The sequence below is a fragment of the Candidatus Hodarchaeum mangrovi genome (genome assembly GCF_975850365.1).
The window spans coordinates 31,318-51,655 of the sequence record NZ_CDLCQJ010000036.1 but is presented as its reverse complement, the minus strand read 5'-3'; the positions used below and the strand labels follow the sequence as shown (position 1 = coordinate 51,655).

Here is a 20,338-nt window from a genome sequence, read left to right as displayed (position 1 = left end):
TTTATAAAGCCTTTCTGGCCACTAATAGTGAAATTTTACCGAAAGAAAGGATTTGGATATCCATATGTTCCTAATGGTCTCTATAAATTGCAAACAAATCGAAATTATTTAAATTTAAAAGCAAAAAAAGATATTGGTTTCCACCCAAAGATCACTTTTGAAGAAGGAGTTGAAAGAACAATAAACTGGATGAGGAGTCAAAATATGATTAAATCAAAGAGGAAATAAATCCTGCTTTTTTCTTATGAGAGGGTAATTCTAATGCTGATCAGATATCCGTTTGTCCTAAATAAGGATTATGTGCTTTTCTTCCTATTAAATACGATCTAAATGGAAATTTAATGATTTTGAAAGTAAATATTTAATCATGAAAATACATAAAGATTGTTTAGCTGCCATTCACATTATGTGGCAAGATAGATTGATTTAAAAATCACTTTGAGAGGTTTGATATACTGAGTTTTTATTCGTTTATCATATATGGTGATTTATAATGACGAATTTAATACCCCAGCATTATAAAGTGCGTTTAGAGCCAAATTTAGAAACTTTTTGATTTGATGGAAGAATAGAGATTACTATAACATCCAATGATCCAACAATAGCTGTTGTTTTAAACTCTTTTGAATTAGCAATATGGAAATGCAAAGTGAACTATCAAGGAAAATTAGTTGATTGCCCATTTCAAATAGATCCAAACAAACAGGAACTTATAATTAATTTCCCAGAAGCGTTAACCGATATTAATGTACAAATTGAATATACTGGCTTAATAAATGATCAATTAGTAGGCTTTTATCGAAGTAAATATGAAGAAGATGGGGTGGAAAAATATGTTGCTGTGACACAGTTTGAAGAAGAACATGCAAGACAGGCATTCCCTTGTTTTGACCATCCATCAAAGAAGGCAACTTTTGATATTGAATTTATCATTGAGAATGGACTATCAGGGATATCAAACACCAAAATAGAATCAGAAGAGGATTTTAAGGAAGGAAAGAAATTAATTAAATTCAAGACTACTCCCAAAATGTCCACTTATTTATTATTTTTCGGGGTTGGGAAATTCGAGTATATCGAATCTTTTTCTGATAGAATACATTATCGGATTGCAACAACCCCAGGAAAAACCCAATATGCTTCTTTTGCACTCGATTTTGGACAAAAAAGTATTGAATTTGGAGAAAAATACACAGGAATAGAGTATCCTATTGATAAATTGGATCAAATTGCTATCAGCGATTTTGCTTTTGGTGCAATGGAGAATTATGCTGCTATAACCTATAGAGAAAATCTCCTCTTAGTTTATCCTGGAATTACTTCCAAAGCTGGATTAGAACGAATAGCTGAAGTAATTGCACATGAAGTAGCTCATCAGTGGTTTGGAAATCTTGTAAGTCCCGCTGATTGGAAATATATCTGGCTCAATGAATCTTTTGCCACATTATTTGGTTATGCTATCACGGATCATTATTATCCAGAATGGGAAATTTGGGAAGAATTTCTAGCAGGTGAGGTTGATAGTGCTTTTGAGCGCGATTCATTAATTGAAACTTTCCCTATTGAATTGCCAGGAAAAGGTGAAAAAACAAAAATAACAGCTGCTACAGCCCCCATCATTTATTCTAAAGGTGGAGCAATTCTTCAAATGATAAATGGATATTTAGGTGAAGAAAAATTTAAAAAAGGAATTAATTATTTCTTAGAGAAATATAGTTTTGAGTGTGCAGAAAGTACTGCATATTGGGAAGGTATTGAGGAAGCTACCAAGGAACCTATTGGAGATATGATGAAAACTTGGGTTTATCAGCTTGGATATCCAGTTATTGAAGCAAAAAAGCAAGGAAAAACTTTATTGATGACTCAGAAGCGATTTAGTTATCTCCCTAATGATTCTTTCAATACTTGGATTATTCCGCTTACAGTTTCCTTCTTTATAGGTTCAGAGTTGATTCAAACTCTTCGTTATGTTTTTAGAGATAAGTCAATGCAAATTTCTATCCCTGAAGGTTGTACTGCTTATAAATTAAACTATGAACAAACCGGCTTTTATAGGGTAAAGTATGAGAAAGAGAATTTGCATGCACTTGGGAAGCTAGTTAAACTAAAAGTTCTTTCTTCTAAAGATCGTTTTGGATTGCAGAATGATCTTTATGCTTTGGTACGGAGTGGAGACTATATGATTGATGATTATTTGGATTTTATAGAATATTATTCAGAGGAAAACGAATATCTTCCCCTGATTGCAATAAGTACAAACTTAATACATGCATACAAAGTTGTTGAATCACGCAGAGAACGTATAAGTGGAATTGGCTTCAAATTATTCTATAAAGTTCTTCAAGAGATAGGATATGAACCCCGTGAAGCTGAAGCTCACAAAATCACCAACTTGAGGAGCAATTTATTGGTTGTAAGCTATCAATTTAATGATGAAGGTGTAGCAACTTTTGGTGAACAAAAATTTAGCGATTATCTTAACGGAAAAGAAGTGAATGCTGATATCTTAGCAAGTATTATGCGTATTGGAGCTGCCCAACGCCCTGATTCTTATTCTTCTTTGATCCAAAAGCTTGAGAAAGCAGAAACTTCTGAACCTGAAAAAATTAATATACTTCGTGCAATTGGATCTTTTGAGGATAAAAAGCTCCTACTTACAGTGCTTGATTATGTTCTTGAAAAGGTTCCTAGTAAGAATAAAATCTTCCCAATTGCATTAGCTTCACAGAATTTGTTTATAATTGATGAGCTGTGGGATTGGTTTAAACAAAATGTTAAAGTCCTTGAAAAACTTCATCCCTTACACTTTGAAAATGTTATTACTAGTGTTGTCTCTTTATCAGGATTAAATCGTCTTGAAGAAGTAAAAGACTATTTCACAAAATACATGAAGGAGAAAGATTTAGCAAAAGATACAATAAAAATGACCTTAGAAAGATTAGAAATAAATTATCGGCTGAAAAACCGATAAATTTCCTTTTATTAATTTTATAATAAGATTATAGCTGATAATAATAAGAAGAGGAAAATAACAACCATTAATCCAGTATTTCCATAAATTGCCAATACATACCCTCCAATTATTGTACCAACTATTGTTGCCATCCCAATTACAGCTTGTCTTAAAGAAATTGCTTTCGCGAGATCATCACCTGCTAAATCAGTTATCCAAGCGATTGGAACAGGTATCAATGAGACTGCTGCTAGAATTGAAGCTAGAAAAATCAAAATGATTCCAATACCAGACGGATTGAGAGAAATAATGTCATTTATTAGAATAGTTGTTAGATCAAATTGGAGAACAATAAAGAATATTGAAACAATAGTAAATATTCCTAAATAGCCTATGATTAAGACTGGTTTTCTTTTCCAATTATCTGAAATTCGTCCCCAGATGACTAAACCAAGTCCAATGGATATTATTGACAAGATTCCAATGATTATTATTATTGGAAGAGGCAGAAGGAATCTTGATGGCAATTCATCAAGAAATAATTTAATAATTGGAATAAGATAAGTTCCAAAGGAAACAATAGCTGAAAGGCCAAACCAATGAAGTGAAATTTGGATCATTTGTTTTGAAAGAAAAAATGACAATTGAGTTTCTCGCGAAACTAGCTGCTGAAACGTTTTCAGAAAAGATGGCCAATTAAAAGTAGCATAGTTCCCCAAGTCTTTTAGCGGGAATATCAGGAAGGAAGAAATTAGTAACAAAATCCCAAAAATGATAAAAACTAACTCTTTTACCAAGATCCATAAGGTAAAACCAAAAATAGTACCAAATACTCCTCCTACACCAATTAATATATTGATATAAGCTATCGATTCACCTTTACGATTTTTTGGACTGTATTGGATCCAAAAAGCTATTATTGAGCCAATTCTAATAGCAGTTCCGATACCAATTAATCCATTCATAAAAAATAATATAATTGGTTCAGTTATAATTGAAAGAACTAAAAAAGCCAAACCGGAAATCCAATTTGAGGAGATTAAGAGGAATTTACGACCATAAATATCGCTTAAAGTGGCAAAAATTGGGCCAAGTAAAAACCAGAATAAGAAATATACACCAATAATGAATCCACTTATCGTTAATAAATTTAATTCATCCAAATAGGCTGCTAATAAGAGTTGTTGGGCAGTAAAAATTGCTGTAACTATAATTTGGTAAATTCCAATAAGAATTAGAGCTGGTTTTAAGTAGAGGTCAAATAGTACCTCTTTCAAAGAAGAGATTTCCATATGTTTTGAATTATCCTTTAAATTATTAAATTTCGTAGTAACTAGCAGCAGTACTTAATAATCGTGCTCCAGTATCCTCAATTGATATACTATCCTCAATTCCTAAAACAGTTTTATCTAAAACTATTATTTTTGGTTCACAGGCAAGGACATTTCCAACACAAAGATCTGGTCCTTTAGCGTAAAAAACTGGAAGCTCATCTAATTCCAAACCTATACCGTGACCTAAAAAAACTGATTTGTCAGAATGGGTACCCATGAAGCAATCATATATCTTTAACTCTTTGCTAAGTTCCATAACCTCGAGAAAAAGATCTCCAAGGTTTTTCATTGGAGTTAGATTCTTCAAAATAAACTCTTTTACTTGTTCTAAAGCTATTAGCTGATTCAATGTTTCTTTGTCAAATTTACCACAGATAAAAGTTCTTGTTGTATCTGAAATATATCCTTGCCAGTTTCCGCAAGTATCTACAAAAAAGGGTCTATTCCTTCCTATTTTTTGATTGCTTGGACCATAGGGGTATTTCAGGGTTAAACCATAACCCGAAATTGGTGTAAACTGTATATTAAGAGACGTAGAATGACTAGAAATGACATAAGAATAATTTAATAAAGCTGAATTCATAGCTCGTGTTGTAATGTAACCACCATGTCCATTGTTTAAGAGCCAGCTATCTAACTTTGAAGCTAACTCGATTTCACTCATATCAGGTTTTGCTATCTCACAACAGTATAAAAAAGATTCATCTACCATCTTTGCTGCCTTTTTGATCATAAAGATTTCGTATTTAGATTTGATTGATCTTAATTCTCTGAATAACTGACTCCCATCAAGAAATTGAATAGTTTGATTAATATCCCTTAGATATTTAACAAATGAATAAGAGAGATAATCTTCTTCAACCAAGATTATTGAGTTTTCAGGAATGTTTAGGTTATCAACTATTTTAGAAGTCCTCCCATAGGATCGAATATTAGATATTTGAGAGTATTTTTGCGCTAAGGCTACATTTCGCTTAACTAGATGGATTGGTTCTCCTTCTATAGGAATAAATATTAAGCCATCAGCACCATATCCCGAATAATAATATGTTCCAGTAATTGAAAAAAGAAGAGCTCCATTCAAATTTTTTTGAATAAGGATTTTTTGCAATTTTTTTATACGATCGTTGATTTCTGCTCTTGGCAGTGATTTGTATAAATGACTCAAAAGTATCCCAACTTTAACAAAAAGAATTTATGGTTATAATGATTAGAAGGAGTCTAATTCATCTAAAGCTTGTTTTACGCGGGAATCTAGATCCGATTCTTTCTTCATTCCTTTGGCTAATCCTTCAATATTTCTAATCATCTCTTCTTCTGCTGAAGTTAGTTGCATCAATTTTTGTTGATAAAGTGCTTTATACTTATCTCCCTTTTCCATATCTCCCACCTTATAATTTGCCTCAGAGATAATATAGAGTGCTGTAGTAAAGGCATTTGCATTATCGAGTATTTCATCTATTGATAAAGCTTGGGAAGCATGAGTTATTGCCTCTATAAAGTTCTTGTTTTCTGTTTCAATCCAAGCTTTATTCATAAATGTCTCTACTAATCCCTGGTTATAATTTATTTTAGCAGCTAAGGTTCGAGCGAAATTAAATGACTTGGTAAAAGAAGCAGTATCGTTGTTTTGATAGTGTAAAAGTATTAATTGATTGTGAATATCAACAAGCTCTTGGACAGCATTATTTTCAACTCCTATTTCATGAGCACGGTTGAGGAGTATTATTGCTTGGCTATAATCCTTTCTCTGCTTCAATGCTTTTGCTTTAAGAATGAGATCGCTTATTTCTTGCATAATAGCACTTCTTGTTAAGATTGAATAGAATATCTGGATGGAATAAATTAACTCAAGAACCTTAAGGTATTCTTTTAATTCATCGTCATATCAATAAATTAAACCTTTCTATTTTCCGGATATTTAGATAAAAATTTAATATATTCTTTGGAATCTTCTATTAAATCCGTATTATATCAATCATAATTCATTATGTATAGGGTATAATCGTGCTACAGGAGATAAAAAAATGTCCATCCCAAAAATAGGTCATGTTGAGCAGACCATTCTCGATATTATGGCACAGTTTCCAGATATACATGTGTTAAATATAATGGTTCAATTTAAAGATCTATATACAATTACTTCCCAGGATTTTAACAAAGATTTATTCGAGAGGGGGATGGAAATATTAGAAAAACACAAATTTATTAAAAGAATCCCTTCAAATCCCGAAACTTTTACTTTAACGGCAAAAGGAAAAGAATATATAAATAGATAGGTTACATTGAAGTTAAAATTTTCATATTTATAATTCCCTTAGCAAAAACCTGTGCGTTATAAAAAAATTGCCTAATGCCATAGCTTTCTAAGGAATATCTTAGTTCCCGAAATGAGTTCTGAAGAATTTTGCTTGGACGAAGGTAAAAACGTTTGTAAGCCCACTTAGTTAAAAGTTTCATTTCATTGCGGGAAATCCCAGAAATTTCTGCAATAGGAGAAAACAGGTTATATTTCGTATAATTATGTTCTTTAATTTTATTTTTAGTTCTCATTCTTCGATAAAATTCTGTTCCTGGATAAGGAGTAGCAAGCGTGAATAAAGCTAAAGAGGGGTCAAGACGTCTTGTGATCCATTCTACTGTATCAATTATGGTCTTTCGTGTTTCACCTGGAAAGCCAAATGAAACAGATGCAAGAGAGTCTAATCTTGCTTTTTTAATATTATCAAAATAATTTTCTATTTGATTGAGGGTTGTTTTCTTATTTATATTATTCAATATTTTTTGATTTCCAGATTCAACTCCCACAAATACAAGTCGACAACCTGCTTTTCTCATTAAATTTAGTAAGCTACGATCACCAACATCAGCTCGAGTAGTTGCTCCCCAATAAACATCCTGTATCTTAGAGAGCTCTTTTACTAAATTTAGTACTCGTTTTTTTGAAAGAAAAAACAAATCATCAACAAAAGCGACAGCTTTTAAATTCATTACTTCACGAAGATAACGAATTTCCTCTGCGATTTTTTCTGGAGATCTTGGTCTCCATTTTGCATTATAAAAAGCTGATACACTACAAAAATCACATGAATAAGGACAACCTCGGCTTGTTAAAACAGAGGTTGCTGGAAAAGAAGATCCAAAGATGCGATATTTATCCATTGGAAGTAAATGGCGTGCAGGTAATGGTAAGGAATCTAAATCTTTGATGAAAGCAGCTGGTAAATTGTGAATTATTTTATTATTTGCACCTTTATATGATATTCCATGTATTAAATTCCATTCTTTACCTGATTCAATACATTTTATGAAATTTAATGTTGAGTATTCAGATTCCCCACGAAATATAATATCAACATTACCATTACTCAGCTCTAAACACTCCTCAGGCATTGCTGATGGATGATAGCCCCCAAGAGCGACATATGGAACATTTTCTTCTTTTGCTATCTTTGCTGCATTTAAAGCATCAAAAAATGTAGGAGTTAACGTTTGAATTCCTAAAAAGTCCGGTTGATATCGTTTAAGAATTCGTCGGTAGTTTTCTGAGGAAAGATTTAAAGCGTGTGAGTCAATTATTTTAAGTTTTGTAAAACCATTTTCTTCTAGGACAGCAGCAATATAACCAAGTCCAAGAGGTGGAGCTGTAAAGTTAAGGAAAGCTAGTTGATACTTTGAAGTAGATTCATCTTGTAATGTGGGAGGAATAAGAAACAGAATCTTCACTGAAGTAACCATTGAGATCTTCAATGTTTTTCTTAATAAATAAATTGTCTACATTGTTTACACTATCTCTGATTAACAATAGTGACATGATCTTTTTATTTTTTAAAGAAATCTACAACACTAAGAAAGATATTAATAACAATCATTGTTGGTGAGACAAAAACATAATAGAAGTACAAATCAGGTCCATTTACAACAGAAACCATATTTTGTGACGGGATATTAGTATGTATGATGAAGCATTGACACATATGGGAATATTTTTAGTTGCTGGCTTGGCAAGTCCAATAGTAATAAAATTAATACAATATTTACTTGCACCTAACATCCCTCGGTTAAGAAGGGCTTCAACTACCTATGAATGTGGTGAAAAACCGATAGGAGAAGCTCAAGTTCATTATAATGTTCAATATTTTACTTTTGCTGTTGTTTTTGTGGTTTTTGATATTTTAACCGTACTACTTGTATTATGGGCTTATGCATTTCAATTATTTGATCCTGTGGTTTCAGGATTGATCATCATGAGTGTTTTCGCTTTTACTTTATTATGTGGGCTTGTTTTTTGGATGAAAAAGGGAACTTTATCTTGGGTGTAAATAATGGCGAGTTTAGACGAGTTAAATCAACTAGGCGAACTTGAAATTTATGAACCGATGCCAAATGTAGTTTTAGCTAATACAAGGAATTTTGTTGGAGTAATTATTAACTGGTTGAGAAATTGGGCACAAAGATGTAGTATCTATCCAGTTTATATAGGTATGAAATGTTGTGCTATTGAAATGGCAGCAACAATGGCTTCCCGATATGATACTGAACGAATTGGGGTATTAGCACGCGCAAGTCCAAGACATTGTGATGTTCTCTGGATAAATGGACCAGTCAGTATTAAATTCGCTTCTCGCTTACGTGATGTGTATGATCAAATGCCAGCACCAAAATGGGTTTTTGCTACTGGGGAGTGTGCTATAAGTGGAGGACCTTTTTGGCAATCTCCAACCATTTTAGAAGGCGCTGATCAAGTTATTCCTGTGGATATATTTGTTCCAGGATGTCCTCCACGTCCTGAAGCGATGTGGGCAGGAATTTTTAGACTTCAAGAAAAAATTAAAGCAGATGGTATTTTTGTTCCAGAACCACTATTACCTGAAGCTCGTGAATTTTACGATCGTGATCCACCAATTTATGATTACAGAATAAAACTGAAGAAAGAATCGAAAGAGGAAGAGAAATGAGTTCAGAGTCACATCTACAAACTCTAAAAGATAATTATGGAACTAAATTGATACTATTAGAAAAATCTGACAACAATAGACTTAAGGTTCAAGTTAACCAAGATAATCTTCTGGAAGTAATGCAATTTCTCAAATATGAGATGGGATTTTCTTCTCTTGAATCAGTTACAGGATTGGATTGGGAGTCATATTTTGAAGTTGTATATCATATTGACCGTTGGGATGGTGATCCCACTCTTCTTCAAGTTCATATCCGACTTGATAATCGGGAAAATCCTGTGGTTCCTTCACTAACTTCCATCTGGGCTTCAGCAAATTGGCATGAACGAGAACTCTGGGATTTATATGGTATTAATGTCAAAGATCATCCGAATTTAAAACGTTTACTCTTACCAGATGAATGGGACGATTTTGAGCATAAACATATATCTGAGCTTTATCCTATGCGCAAGGAATACAAATTACCAGAGAAACCTTATTCTTTTAAACCACATCCCAAATAGGAGAGAATTAATCAATGTCTGAGCAAATGTTTATACATCTTGGGCCTCAACATCCAGTTAATCATGGATTATGGTCTCTGAAGATTAAAAGTGAAGGAGAGCGAGTTGTAGATTCAGAGATTATGATCGGATACATCTTCCGAATGATTGAGAAAATAGCAGAATCACGACCTTATGATAATTTTCAACCAATAGCTGATCGATTGTGTTATGTCTCTGCTATGTCATGGGAGGCAAGCTATATTTTAGCAATCGAAAAATTACTGGGAATAGAGGTAAGTCGACGTGTTCAATACATGCGAGTAATTCTTCTTGAATTTCAAAGGATTGCTTCTCATCTTACTTGGCTTTCTGCGTACGCTGGAGACCTTGGAGTTATAACAATGCTTGTTATTTCATATCGTGAGCGAGAATATATTCTCGACCTTCTGGAGCATGTAACCGGTGCAAGAATGATGTATAATTTTTTCCGTCCTGGTGGGTTAAAAAATGATTTTCCCCAAGGATTCATAGAAGATGCAACAGCTTTAACTGTCTATTTAGATGAGCGAATACGAGAATACAAAGCCATGTTAGATGATTCAAAAGTATTTATGCTTCGTAGTAAGAATGTAGGGATCTTAGGTAAAGAGGATGCATTGAATCTAGGAGCTACAGGCCCAGTATTACGTGCATCAGGTGTTCAAGCTGACTTAAGAAAGATTGAACCTTACTTAGTTTATGATGAACTTGATTTTAAAATACCAGTTCAGAAAGCTGGGGATTGCTATGCTCGATTTCAAATACGCATGGAGGAAATAATGCAATCTACACATATAATACGCCAAGCTTTGGCCGAACTGCCTTCTGAAGGAGAAATTGCTATAAAAGTTCCACGACAACTCCCGAAAGGAGATGTGTACTTTCGAACAGAAGATCCGCGTGGCGAAGCAGGTTTTTATGTTGTGGGAAATGATAATAGGATTCCTTATCGGGTGAAAATTAAATCACCTGCTTATTCAAACTTAAGTATTGGTTCCCACCTTTTACGAGGAGCCAAAATAGCAGATATACCTCCAATTATCGCGAGTCTAGATCTTTGTATGGGAGAAATTGATCGGTAGGTGGATTAAATGGGTTATGGTATATATGATGGAATAGCTGAGTTTCTTTTAAAAATAGCTAGTTTAATTTTATCACCTCTTGTAGTCTTTTTTGTGAATATAATAGGATTTATTCAAGATTTAATCCCTATCTTTCACTTAGTTAATCCAGAAGATTTTCTACATTATGAAATTGAGTTTCAAGATTCTCTTAGATCAACATTAATTGATACTCTAGAAATGACTACTATCCTCCTCTTTCTTATCGTGAATGCCATAATGTTGATTTGGTTCGAACGAAAACTAGTAGCACGAATGATGAACCGTCGCGGGCCAACTTTCATTGATTTCAACTACGGGCATCTATTCGGAAGAACTTGGAAATTTGGTCTTCTTCAAAATATTGCTGAGTTCTTAAAATTCTTCTCTAAAGAGGATATTGTTCCTGAGAAAGCAGACAAATTTCCGTTTAACATTGGGTATTTTGCATTTATTGTTGTCCCACCATTCGTTCTTGGCGCTATCTTGCCATTAGGGGGAGATGCGGTTATTGCTGACCCCGAAGTGGGATTTTTGTTAATTTTTGCGTTATTCTCTCTTGTTCCAGTTGGAGTTCTAATTACTGGATGGTCCTCAAACAATAAATATTCATTAATTGGTGGATTTCGATCTGCAGCTCAAATGATCAGCTATGAGATTCCATTAATCTTTTCTGTTTGCTCTGTTGTTATTGTATCCCATTCGTTTTCATTGGTAGAGATTGCAGAAAAACAATCCTTCGGAAGTACACCATTTGGACTTCCCTATATGTTTTTGATCCCAATCGGATTTATTGTATTCATTGTTTCATTGGCAGCAGAGACTGAACGTATTCCGTTCGATATTCCTGAAGCAGAGGCTGAACTAGTTATGGGATGGAGAACCGAACTGACAGGATTCCGTTATATGATGTCAATGGCAACAGAATATTTCATTCTATTGATAGGTGCGTTTATCGGTGTATCATTATTCTGGGGTGGATCCAACCTTCCTCTAATTTCCCCAGACTTTCTTATGAGCATTCCATTATTACCAAACATAATCTTCGTCGTGAAATTATGGCTTTTTATCTTTCTTTTTATCTGGGTTCGTGCAGCATTACCTAGGGTAAGAATTGATCAACTTTTAGATATAGGGTGGAAAAGATTAATTCCTCTAGCCATTCTAAACATCCTCCTTGTTATATATTTATTTATAAATTATCCAGGACTTTTTGGAGTGATTAATGGATGAATTTTAAATTAATTCCAAATTTTCTAGTCACAAGGCCTTTAGCATATGTTGGAAGGTTACTCATAAAAAAACCGATCACAATACCTGATGGTGATCGAAGGAACAAAAACACTATATACTATCCTAAAAGCCTTGCAAAAAAACAAGAAACAATTTTAGATCGTGATCTGACACTTTCTGATGTATTCAAGCATACACCACATTTAACTCCAAATGCTCGTGGACTAATTGGACTAAATGCAATAAATTGTACTGGTTGTCAAGCTTGTTACCGAATATGTCCTAATAAATGCATAGAAATGGTTGAAGTCAGTCCACCACCACCTCATTGGGTAGAAAAGCAGAAAGATAAGGAGAAAATACGTCCACTATTACACCCTCAAATTTTTATTGGTCGATGTCTTTATTGTGGTTTTTGTGTGGAATCATGCAAGTTTGATGCCTTATATCATACCCCTGGGTTTGATGCTGCAACTAATTCAAAAGAAGATCTTCACCATAACTATCGTGATCTCTATAAGATTTATCAACTATATTTTCCACAAGAATATGAAAAACAATGGAAAGAGTATGAGAAAAAATATAGCAAAAGCTTATACCAAGAAGATGAAGCAAAGGAGGAATAAATATGGCATATCTATTTCCACCAGAGTTATTTGAGACTTTGGATTTTGTATTTTTTCTTATTTTAATAGTTTATACCACTGGTTCTGCTTATTTAGCAGTTTCGGTTAAAAGCATATATCATGCAGTTTTATGGTTAATATTTACGCTTTTAGGGATAGGTATGATCTTTCTACTTTACGCAGAGTCCGCAATATTATTGGTTGTTCAACTAATTGTCTATGCAGGTGGGATTGCTGTTCTTATGCTGTTTGCAATCTCTCTTTCTGGAAAAGAGGCTATGTTTGAAAAGAGAAAAGATATAAAGTTATTAGACTGGCGATTAAGTTTCGCTGGTGCTTTTATTTTATTTACTATAGTAATTTACCTATTAGGACAGGTTACAGGGTTGTTCTGGCGGAATAAGAGCATAGGAATGAAGCCAACAGAAGCAGAATTAATAGAAAATTTCGTAATAGAGCTTTTCACTACATATGGAGGAACGATTATACTCCTAGGTTTTCTCTTATTAGCTGCAATGTTAGGTAGTGTTTACTTAGTTAAAAAAGAGGTTGAGAATTTATGAACCTAGATGCTTCAGTTTTTGTTGGAATAGCATTAATTTTATTCTTAATAGGATTTGCAGGATTCATAAAATCCCAGTCGGCTGTTCGAATGTTAATTGCTATCGAACTAATGATTAATTCTGCAAATATAAATTTTGCAATTTTTGCTTTATATAATGATTCAACTTTCGTTCTAGGACATGTTGCAGTTATAATTAGTATTGCTTTGGCGGCTGCTGAAGCTGCAGTTGGGCTTGGTATCATTCTTTCGGTATATAGAAATCATGGAACCGTTGATGCTACAGATTTTGTTGAGTTTAAAGGTTAAGGTGACATAAAAATGGCTGTAAATTTATTATTACCCGAATTAGCTTTTCTAATACCTTTAATTCCTATTTGTGCTTCTTTTATCATTCTTTTCTTTGGTAAATTCGTAGATCGTGCAGCTCATGGGAATCTAATAGCTTTACTTTCTTTAGGGTCGAGTTTCATACTAACCCTTTTTGTCTCAGGTCAATATATCTTGAATTTATTACTAGGAAATCATCTAGAGCCATATGAGAAATTAATACCTTGGTTTTCAGTTGGTGAATTTAGTATAGATCTTGGGATTTTACTTGATCCACTTTCTACTATTGTAAGTCTTATGGTTTCTTTAATTTCATTTCTTGTAATTGTGTACAGTCGTAGTTATATGTCTCATGAAGGGTCCCCGCGATATTATGCTGAAATGAATATGTTTGCAGCAGCCATGTTAGGACTCTGTTTATCTCCAAATATGATACAATTATTCTTATTCTGGGAAGTTATGGGTGTATGTTCATATCTATTAATTGGCTATTTTTATACCAAGGAGTCAGTACCAGAAGGACAACCTCATCCTGCTTCGGCTGCGAAAAAAGCTTTTTTGACTACTAAGGTAGGAGATATTTTTTTATTCCTTGGAATTATATTATTATTCACTGAAACCCTTCATCTTCCATCCGAAGCAACCACCTTACTCGGTATTCATGGTCCAACCCTGAATTTCCTTGAACTAAGAGCCTTAATTGAGAGTGATTTATTACATATTGATCCAATGATTTTTGTTGTAATAGCTTTACTGATTTTTGGGGGTGCAGTTGGAAAATCTGCTCAATTTCCTCTTCATGTTTGGTTACCAGATGCTATGGCTGGCCCGACTACGGTTAGTTGCTTAATACATTCAGCTACAATGGTTAAAGCAGGGATTTTTCTTGTTGCAAGATCATATTTTATTTTTGAACATGCAAATATCTTAGGAGATGGGACTACTCTTCTCGTTTTAGCAGGTATTGGAGGAATTACTGCTATTCTTGCCGGTACAATTGCTTTAGTTCAGACTGATATTAAAGGGATCTTAGCCTACTCAACAATTAGTCAATTAGGATATATGACGATTGGATTGGGGGTCGCAGGTATGCCTGCAGCTATTTTTCATGTACTTAATCATGGTATTTTTAAAGCACTATTGTTTTTATCTGCAGGATCTGTGATCCACGGAGCTGGAACTCAAGATATTCGGGAAATGGGAGGATTAAAGGAAAAAATGCCTCACACATGGAAAGTAATGCTAATAGGATCCCTTTCTTTGGCAGGGATAGGAAATGGGTTTTTTAGCAAAGATGCAATAATATTACATGCCCTACATCGGGCTCAACATTCAGGATTTGGGTCATTCCATGATCAACTAATTCTAATAGTTTGGTTATTTTCTGTTATTACTGCATTTCTCACCGCATTTTATATTTTTAGAATGTGGTTTCTTGTATTTCCAGGGAAAAACCGAAAATCCGAACATCATGTACATGAATCTGATAGATGGATGACTGGTCCCTTATGGACATTATCAGCTCTATCAGTAGTTCTGGCTCTTTATTTTCTTGTTGGACTATTTATACCTGATCTGTCTTTTGAGCATAAACTTGTTCATTGGCTAGAACCAGGTGTTCAGGCATTAGATTTTGATTGGATTGTCGGTTTAACTTCAATTGTTCTCGCAATTCTTGGTATAAGTTTAGCTTATCTGATTTACTACCCGAGGGGTGAGACTTTCATCAGTTTTGCAAAAAATGAACCAGTTTTCAAGATTGAAGTTGAAAATCCAGACTTAATTGCAAAAGTTCAGCAATCAGTTCGAAAAGTAACATATGTTACAAAGAAATCTTTCTTTGGTCTGATGGTTCAAAAAATTCTTGAAAAAGGATACTTTCTTGATGCTTTGTATCTAAAGATTGTTCATCTAATTTATACATACTACTGTGAGGCAATGAATTGGATCGAGAAGAATATTTTTGATCGAGCTGTACGGTTTATTGGGTTAATTGGATTTACAATTTGTGGAATTTCAAAATGGTGGGATGATGTTATTATCGATGGGATTGTACGATTTACTGCTCATGCCTCTATTGCGTTGTGTGGATTAGCAAAAACTACTGATGAGAAAGTTATCGATCACGGAATTGTAAGAAACACAGCTAAATATGTAATGCGAGCTGGAGTGCATCTAAGAAAAGTACAAACAGGCGTTATTGAAAATTATGCTCTCTATTCATTGGCTGGAGCAATAATCATATTATTAATTATGATCATAATGGTAGGGGTGTTGCCCCTCTAAAATAAATATATTTAAAGAAGGTTGAAGACAAATGGTGGCACTATTAACATTTGGTGAAATTGAGATTGGAGTTCTATCTTTGATATTTCTGCTCCCAATCATTGCTTCATTTCCAACATGGCTTGTGGGACGAGTACACAATAATTTCTCAAAATACTTCGCCCTTATAATCAGCGGGGTCGTTCTCGGACTTACAGTTCTAGCTTGGATGATGTTTGAGCAGCATTCTTGGTTACCTACAAGTTTACAGATAAGCGCAACGGAAAGATCTGAACTTGCATTAGGAGGTTGGGTTCTCAAGGAAATAATTCCTTGGATTGAATCCATTGGTATGTCCTATGCATTGGGAACCGATGGCCTAAGTATGCCATTAATCCTATTGACTGGATTTATTTTCTTTGTTTCAGTTCTAGCTTCATTTAAAGAGATACACGAACGAGAGCCAGCTTATTATGCTATGCTAATGATTCTTGAAACTGGTGTTATGGGGACATTTATTGCCCTGGATTGGGTTATCTTCTACGTTGCATGGGAACTAGTTTTAGTTCCAATGTTCTTCTTAATAGGCATATGGGGTGGACCTAAAAGAGAATATGCTGCAATTTATTTCTTCATTTATACCCATGTTGCATCACTCGTATTATTGCTAGGTATTATAGGAATGTGGCTACAGTATGCATGGGATCCAGGTACTGCAAGTGGTACTTTCTCTTTTATTGAATTAAGTCAACACGGTTTTGATAGTACGCAACCGTTAATATTATTAGCATTTTTAGCTCTGCTATTTGGATTTATTGTAAAGGTACCTTCAGTTCCCTTCCATACATGGCTTCCTTTAGCTCATGTTGAAGCCCCAACACCTGGTTCTATGATTTTAGCTGGCTTATTGCTGAAAATGGGTGGTTATGGTTTATTAAGAACAAGTGGGTGGTTGCTTCCTGAGATAGTTCCTCAATTTGCCCTACTAATAGCTTTAATTGGATTAATTTCACTATTATATGGTTCTTGGGTTGCATTAAAGCAGATAGATATGAAGAGTTTGGTAGCTTATTCTTCTGTTGGGCATATGGGTATCGTCCTTCTAGGTGTTGCAACTCAGACATCTGAGGGATTTGCCGGAGCAATGTTTATGCAAGTTGCACATGGTATTATTTCCCCATTAATGTTCTTTTTAGCAGGAACAATAGGTCATTCAACACATACCCGTAATATTCCTGAGTTGAAGGGTTTTGCTAAAAATATGCCTCTAGTTGCAGCTGTCTTAGTATTTGGTTCTTTCGCTAGTGCTGGTCTACCTGGATTAGCTGGATTTTGGTCAGAATTATTAGTATTCGTTGCTTTATTTATGTGGGAACCCATTTTTGCTGTGATTGGAGTATTAGGGATAATATTTACAGCGGCATATTATCTTTGGATGCTTCAACGAACAGTTTTTGGAGAAACAAATCCTAAACTGGCACATTCGCATGATGTGTCCTATTTTTCACAATATGCTGTCTTAGCTCTACTATGTTTCTTCATATTAGCCCTTGGAATTTTCCCAGCATTACTATTAGATGTCATGAAAACCGCAACAATATTTTTTGGAGCTTGATTTTGAAAAATTAATTAGGTGGTTTAAACATGAGTAACTTCATTACTGTTTTGTTTCCCTTTTTTGTATTAATGGGTACCATTTTGATATGTTTGCTATTAGAAGCTTTTAATATCGGTAAAAGGTTATATGGTCCTATTACATTAATAGGAGCTTTTATCGCTTTATTGACTATTATCCTTGATACCTCTTCTGGAGTTATTCATGTTTTTGCTAATCCTAATGACATATTTGATGTGTCTGCTAGTCCAGGTTTGTTACTAATTGACGATTTTTATCGATTTTTTGCTATTGTGTTTTTACTTGTCTTAATACTTGTTACCCTTTCAAGTATTGATTTTATTAGCTCTGAAAGAAATACTGGGATTTATTATTCACTGCTGATACTTTCAACTATTGGAATGATGGTCATTGCAGCAGCTAATGATCTGCTCATTATTTTTGTTGCATGGGAGCTAGGCAGCTTACCAGCGTATTCATTGGCTGCATTTCAAAAATCTCGGGCCGAAACAAGTGAAAGTGCGCTAAAATTCTTCTTAATAGGTGCCATGTCTTCAGCTTTTATATTATTTGGCATTTCACTTGTTTACGGTATTTCTGCAGAAACAAATTTGCAATCCATCATCTTAGCGTTTTCTGATCTTTCATCTTATACACCATTACACATTGTGGCCTTAATGTTTTTATTTGTAGGATTTGGCTATAAGATGGCAGCTGTTCCTTTTCATGCTTGGGCTGTTGATGTTTATCAAGGAACACCTACAACAATTACCTCATTTCTGGCTGCTGGTTCTAAAGCAATGGGATTTGCCGCAGCTTTAAGATTAATAATATTTGCTTTTGGGGAAATAGAAGGTAGTTGGGGTGTAATCTTTGCTGTTCTTGCTGTTTTAACGATGACATTAGGTAATTTAGCTGCCTTGGTTCAAGAAAATATAAAGAGGATGTTAGCATATTCAAGTATTGCTCATGCAGGATATATGCTTATTGGTATGGCATCTATCAGTTCTTTTGATCGTGTTGCTTCTAATTTTGCAATTGCAGCTACTGAATTACATATTTTAACTCACGCAGTTATGAAATTGTTAGCATTCACAGCAGTTATTATTGTAGCTTTTTCATTAAAGAGTGAAAATATTTCTGATTATGCAGGTCTGAGAAAGAAACACCCATGGATTGCGTTTGGTTTAACAATATCCTTACTCAGTTTAATGGGAATTCCACCTTTAGCAGGGTTTATTTCTAAATTACTGTTATTTTTTGCTGCTATTTATGCTAATATGGCATGGTTAGCGGTAATTGGAATAATTAACAGTGGAATTTCTATATTTTATTATTTACGAGTAATAAAACTAATGTTGATTGATAAACCGATTGAGGAAGAAGAGGAAACTGCTGTAGTCTCTGTTGACCGATTTGTTCCATATTCAGTACCAATATCTTACCAAGTAGCACTTATGAGTGCAATCATCCTTATTATCCTAATAGGTTTACTTCCTGGGTTCTTTATTGATTATGCCTTATCAGCTGCTCAAAGTTTAATTTAATCATGTTCCACGTTATTCTCATTTTGTGATTATCAATTCCATACAATATGAAGGTAATTTCATGGAGGTCGATGTTCTAATTGTTGGACTAGGTCCTGCAGGTGCTTCAGTACTTTATAATCTGTCTAAAGGATCTCATACTGATATTTCTGTATTAGCTATAGATCAGAGAGAAAATCCAGGATTTCCTGTTCAATGTGCTGAATTTATGCCTTCTCCTGACGAAATGAATATTCTAATGCCTGATGTAAGTGATAGCAGAACAATTTTCCGTTTTGAAGACAAATACATAAGTCAAAATACAAATCAAATAACTTTTATTACTCCAAATGGAAAATGGATTTCTACACCCTTTGAAGGACATTCACTTAAACGAGGATTATGGAATAATGATTTAATTAAGAGTTCTACAAAAGAAAATATCGAAGTATGGAATTCTACATCAGCAATAAAAATGAAGGGTCAAAAGGTGACCCTCTCCTTTAAAAAAAATCAGCAAATTGATGTGAAAGCTAAGATTGTTGTCGGAGCTGACGGTGTAAATTCTCGAATTGCACAATGGAGTGGATTGAATGAAACTAGAACATCATATAATTTTGCAATTGTTAAGCAACATCACATGACTAATATTTTGGACGAGTCATACGATCCAACAAATATATTAATGGTGTTTGGTGAAAAATACGCTCCTGGTGCCTATGGATGGGTAATTCCAAAGGGGAAGCATACAGCAAATGTAGGAACTGGTGTTCGGGTTCCTATGCTTAAAAAAGGTATGACCATCTCAAAAGCCCTAGATCAACTGCTTAATTCTCATCCTACCATCAGAAAAATGCTTGAAGGGGCAAAAATTTCCGAAACAATAGGCGGAGCTGTGCCTGTTGGATTACCTTTTAAAAAAACTGTAAATCCAGTTGTAAATAGTTTATTAATAGGCGATGCTTGTTGTCAGGTGGTTTCTAGTGTTGGTGGAGGAATACCACCTTCAATTGTTGCAGGAAAACTTGCAGCAAGGTCAATAACTAATCATATCTACAATGATGAACCATTGATTAATTATCATCGAAATTGGGAAACCCAAATGCTTTCAATGTTTAAAAAAGCCTTTTTCATAAGGAACTTTTTTGATAGAATATCAGTTGGAAGAGATAGCAGAATCCAATGGTATATGAATCATTTAACTTCAAAAGATATTGACAATGTTGTCCACTGTCATATTCCATGGAAATTATCATTAGCTTCTAGATTTGTTAGACCATTAAACCAAATTATAAAATAAATCGAAATAATC

The 20,338-nt window shown here is 34.1% G+C and carries 18 protein-coding genes and 1 pseudogene; 15 read left to right on the top strand and 4 right to left on the bottom strand.

Translation table 11 applies throughout. The annotated features are described in order from the left end of the window. Together ACWVCY_RS04425 and ACWVCY_RS04420 are read left to right on the top strand one after the other, a co-directional pair. Positions 1-228 (top strand): annotated as a pseudogene (locus ACWVCY_RS04425) (hypothetical protein); the annotation flags it as partial. Positions 229-568: 340 nt separating this feature from the next. Beyond that, entirely contained in the window at positions 569-2,971 is a 2,403-nt protein-coding gene (locus tag ACWVCY_RS04420; RefSeq protein ID WP_455140603.1) for a M1 family metallopeptidase, read from the top strand. Between the two features lie 17 nt (positions 2,972-2,988). Here the strand turns inward: ACWVCY_RS04420 and ACWVCY_RS04415 are convergent, their stop codons facing one another. From ACWVCY_RS04415 to ACWVCY_RS04405, 3 genes are read right to left on the bottom strand one after another with little or no spacing between them, the layout of a single operon-like run. Then, positions 2,989-4,245, bottom strand: coding sequence for an MFS transporter (locus tag ACWVCY_RS04415; protein WP_455140601.1), 1,257 nt, complete (start codon positions 4,243-4,245; stop codon positions 2,989-2,991). A 25-nt stretch (positions 4,246-4,270) separates the two neighbouring features. Further along, positions 4,271-5,455 (bottom strand): M24 family metallopeptidase, encoded by a 1,185-nt coding sequence (locus ACWVCY_RS04410; protein ID WP_455140599.1) that lies wholly within the window; start codon positions 5,453-5,455, stop codon positions 4,271-4,273. 42 nt (positions 5,456-5,497) lie between these two features. Beyond that, the gene (locus tag ACWVCY_RS04405; RefSeq protein WP_455140598.1) at positions 5,498-6,085 is read right to left on the bottom strand and encodes a hypothetical protein; all 588 of its coding nucleotides are present in this window, start codon (positions 6,083-6,085) and stop codon (positions 5,498-5,500) included. Positions 6,086-6,314: 229 nt separating this feature from the next. Here ACWVCY_RS04405 and ACWVCY_RS04400 point away from each other — a divergent pair, with 229 nt between their 5' ends. Then, on the top strand, positions 6,315-6,566 hold the full coding sequence (locus tag ACWVCY_RS04400; protein WP_455140596.1) for a hypothetical protein: 252 nt from the start codon (positions 6,315-6,317) through the stop codon (positions 6,564-6,566). A 1-nt stretch (position 6,567) separates the two neighbouring features. Here ACWVCY_RS04400 and ACWVCY_RS04395 read toward each other — a convergent pair whose 3' ends face one another. Beyond that, the gene (locus tag ACWVCY_RS04395; RefSeq protein WP_455140594.1) at positions 6,568-8,025 is read right to left on the bottom strand and encodes a B12-binding domain-containing radical SAM protein; all 1,458 of its coding nucleotides are present in this window, start codon (positions 8,023-8,025) and stop codon (positions 6,568-6,570) included. 215 nt (positions 8,026-8,240) lie between these two features. Between ACWVCY_RS04395 and ACWVCY_RS04390 the strand changes: the two genes are divergently transcribed. The 12 genes from ACWVCY_RS04390 (at position 8,241) to ACWVCY_RS04335 (ending at position 20,326) form a co-directional block, all read left to right on the top strand. After that, complete coding sequence (locus tag ACWVCY_RS04390) at positions 8,241-8,609, top strand: NADH-quinone oxidoreductase subunit A (protein ID WP_455140592.1); 369 nt, start codon at positions 8,241-8,243, stop codon at positions 8,607-8,609. Between the two features lie 3 nt (positions 8,610-8,612). Beyond that, positions 8,613-9,245, top strand: a complete 633-nt coding sequence (locus ACWVCY_RS04385; protein ID WP_455140590.1) for an NADH-quinone oxidoreductase subunit B — start codon at positions 8,613-8,615, stop codon at positions 9,243-9,245. Next, the gene (locus tag ACWVCY_RS04380; protein ID WP_455140588.1) at positions 9,242-9,748 is read left to right on the top strand and encodes an NADH-quinone oxidoreductase subunit C; all 507 of its coding nucleotides are present in this window, start codon (positions 9,242-9,244) and stop codon (positions 9,746-9,748) included. Before ACWVCY_RS04385 ends, ACWVCY_RS04380 begins: the two co-directional genes overlap by 4 nt. A 14-nt stretch (positions 9,749-9,762) precedes the next feature. Beyond that, positions 9,763-10,851 (top strand): NADH-quinone oxidoreductase subunit D, encoded by a 1,089-nt coding sequence (locus ACWVCY_RS04375; protein ID WP_455140587.1) that lies wholly within the window; start codon positions 9,763-9,765, stop codon positions 10,849-10,851. A gap of 9 nt (positions 10,852-10,860) precedes the next feature. Continuing rightward, on the top strand, positions 10,861-12,102 hold the full coding sequence (locus ACWVCY_RS04370) for a complex I subunit 1/NuoH family protein (protein ID WP_455140585.1): 1,242 nt from the start codon (positions 10,861-10,863) through the stop codon (positions 12,100-12,102). Then, the gene (locus ACWVCY_RS04365; protein WP_455140583.1) at positions 12,099-12,728 is read left to right on the top strand and encodes a 4Fe-4S dicluster domain-containing protein; all 630 of its coding nucleotides are present in this window, start codon (positions 12,099-12,101) and stop codon (positions 12,726-12,728) included. The genes ACWVCY_RS04370 and ACWVCY_RS04365 overlap by 4 nt, the downstream gene beginning before the upstream one ends. Before the next feature lie 2 nt (positions 12,729-12,730). Beyond that, on the top strand, positions 12,731-13,291 hold the full coding sequence (locus ACWVCY_RS04360) for an NADH-quinone oxidoreductase subunit J family protein (protein ID WP_455140581.1): 561 nt from the start codon (positions 12,731-12,733) through the stop codon (positions 13,289-13,291). Next, entirely contained in the window at positions 13,288-13,599 is a 312-nt protein-coding gene (nuoK, locus tag ACWVCY_RS04355; protein WP_455140579.1) for an NADH-quinone oxidoreductase subunit NuoK, read from the top strand. The genes ACWVCY_RS04360 and nuoK overlap by 4 nt, the downstream gene beginning before the upstream one ends. A 12-nt stretch (positions 13,600-13,611) precedes the next feature. Next, the gene (locus ACWVCY_RS04350; RefSeq protein ID WP_455140577.1) at positions 13,612-15,906 is read left to right on the top strand and encodes an NADH-quinone oxidoreductase subunit 5 family protein; all 2,295 of its coding nucleotides are present in this window, start codon (positions 13,612-13,614) and stop codon (positions 15,904-15,906) included. Positions 15,907-15,937: 31 nt separating this feature from the next. Beyond that, positions 15,938-17,500 (top strand): complex I subunit 4 family protein, encoded by a 1,563-nt coding sequence (locus tag ACWVCY_RS04345; RefSeq protein WP_455140575.1) that lies wholly within the window; start codon positions 15,938-15,940, stop codon positions 17,498-17,500. A gap of 29 nt (positions 17,501-17,529) precedes the next feature. After that, on the top strand, positions 17,530-19,047 hold the full coding sequence (locus ACWVCY_RS04340) for an NADH-quinone oxidoreductase subunit N (protein ID WP_455140573.1): 1,518 nt from the start codon (positions 17,530-17,532) through the stop codon (positions 19,045-19,047). 61 nt (positions 19,048-19,108) lie between these two features. After that, positions 19,109-20,326, top strand: a complete 1,218-nt coding sequence (locus tag ACWVCY_RS04335; protein WP_455140572.1) for a geranylgeranyl reductase family protein — start codon at positions 19,109-19,111, stop codon at positions 20,324-20,326. The last annotated feature ends 12 nt before the right edge of the window (positions 20,327-20,338 follow it).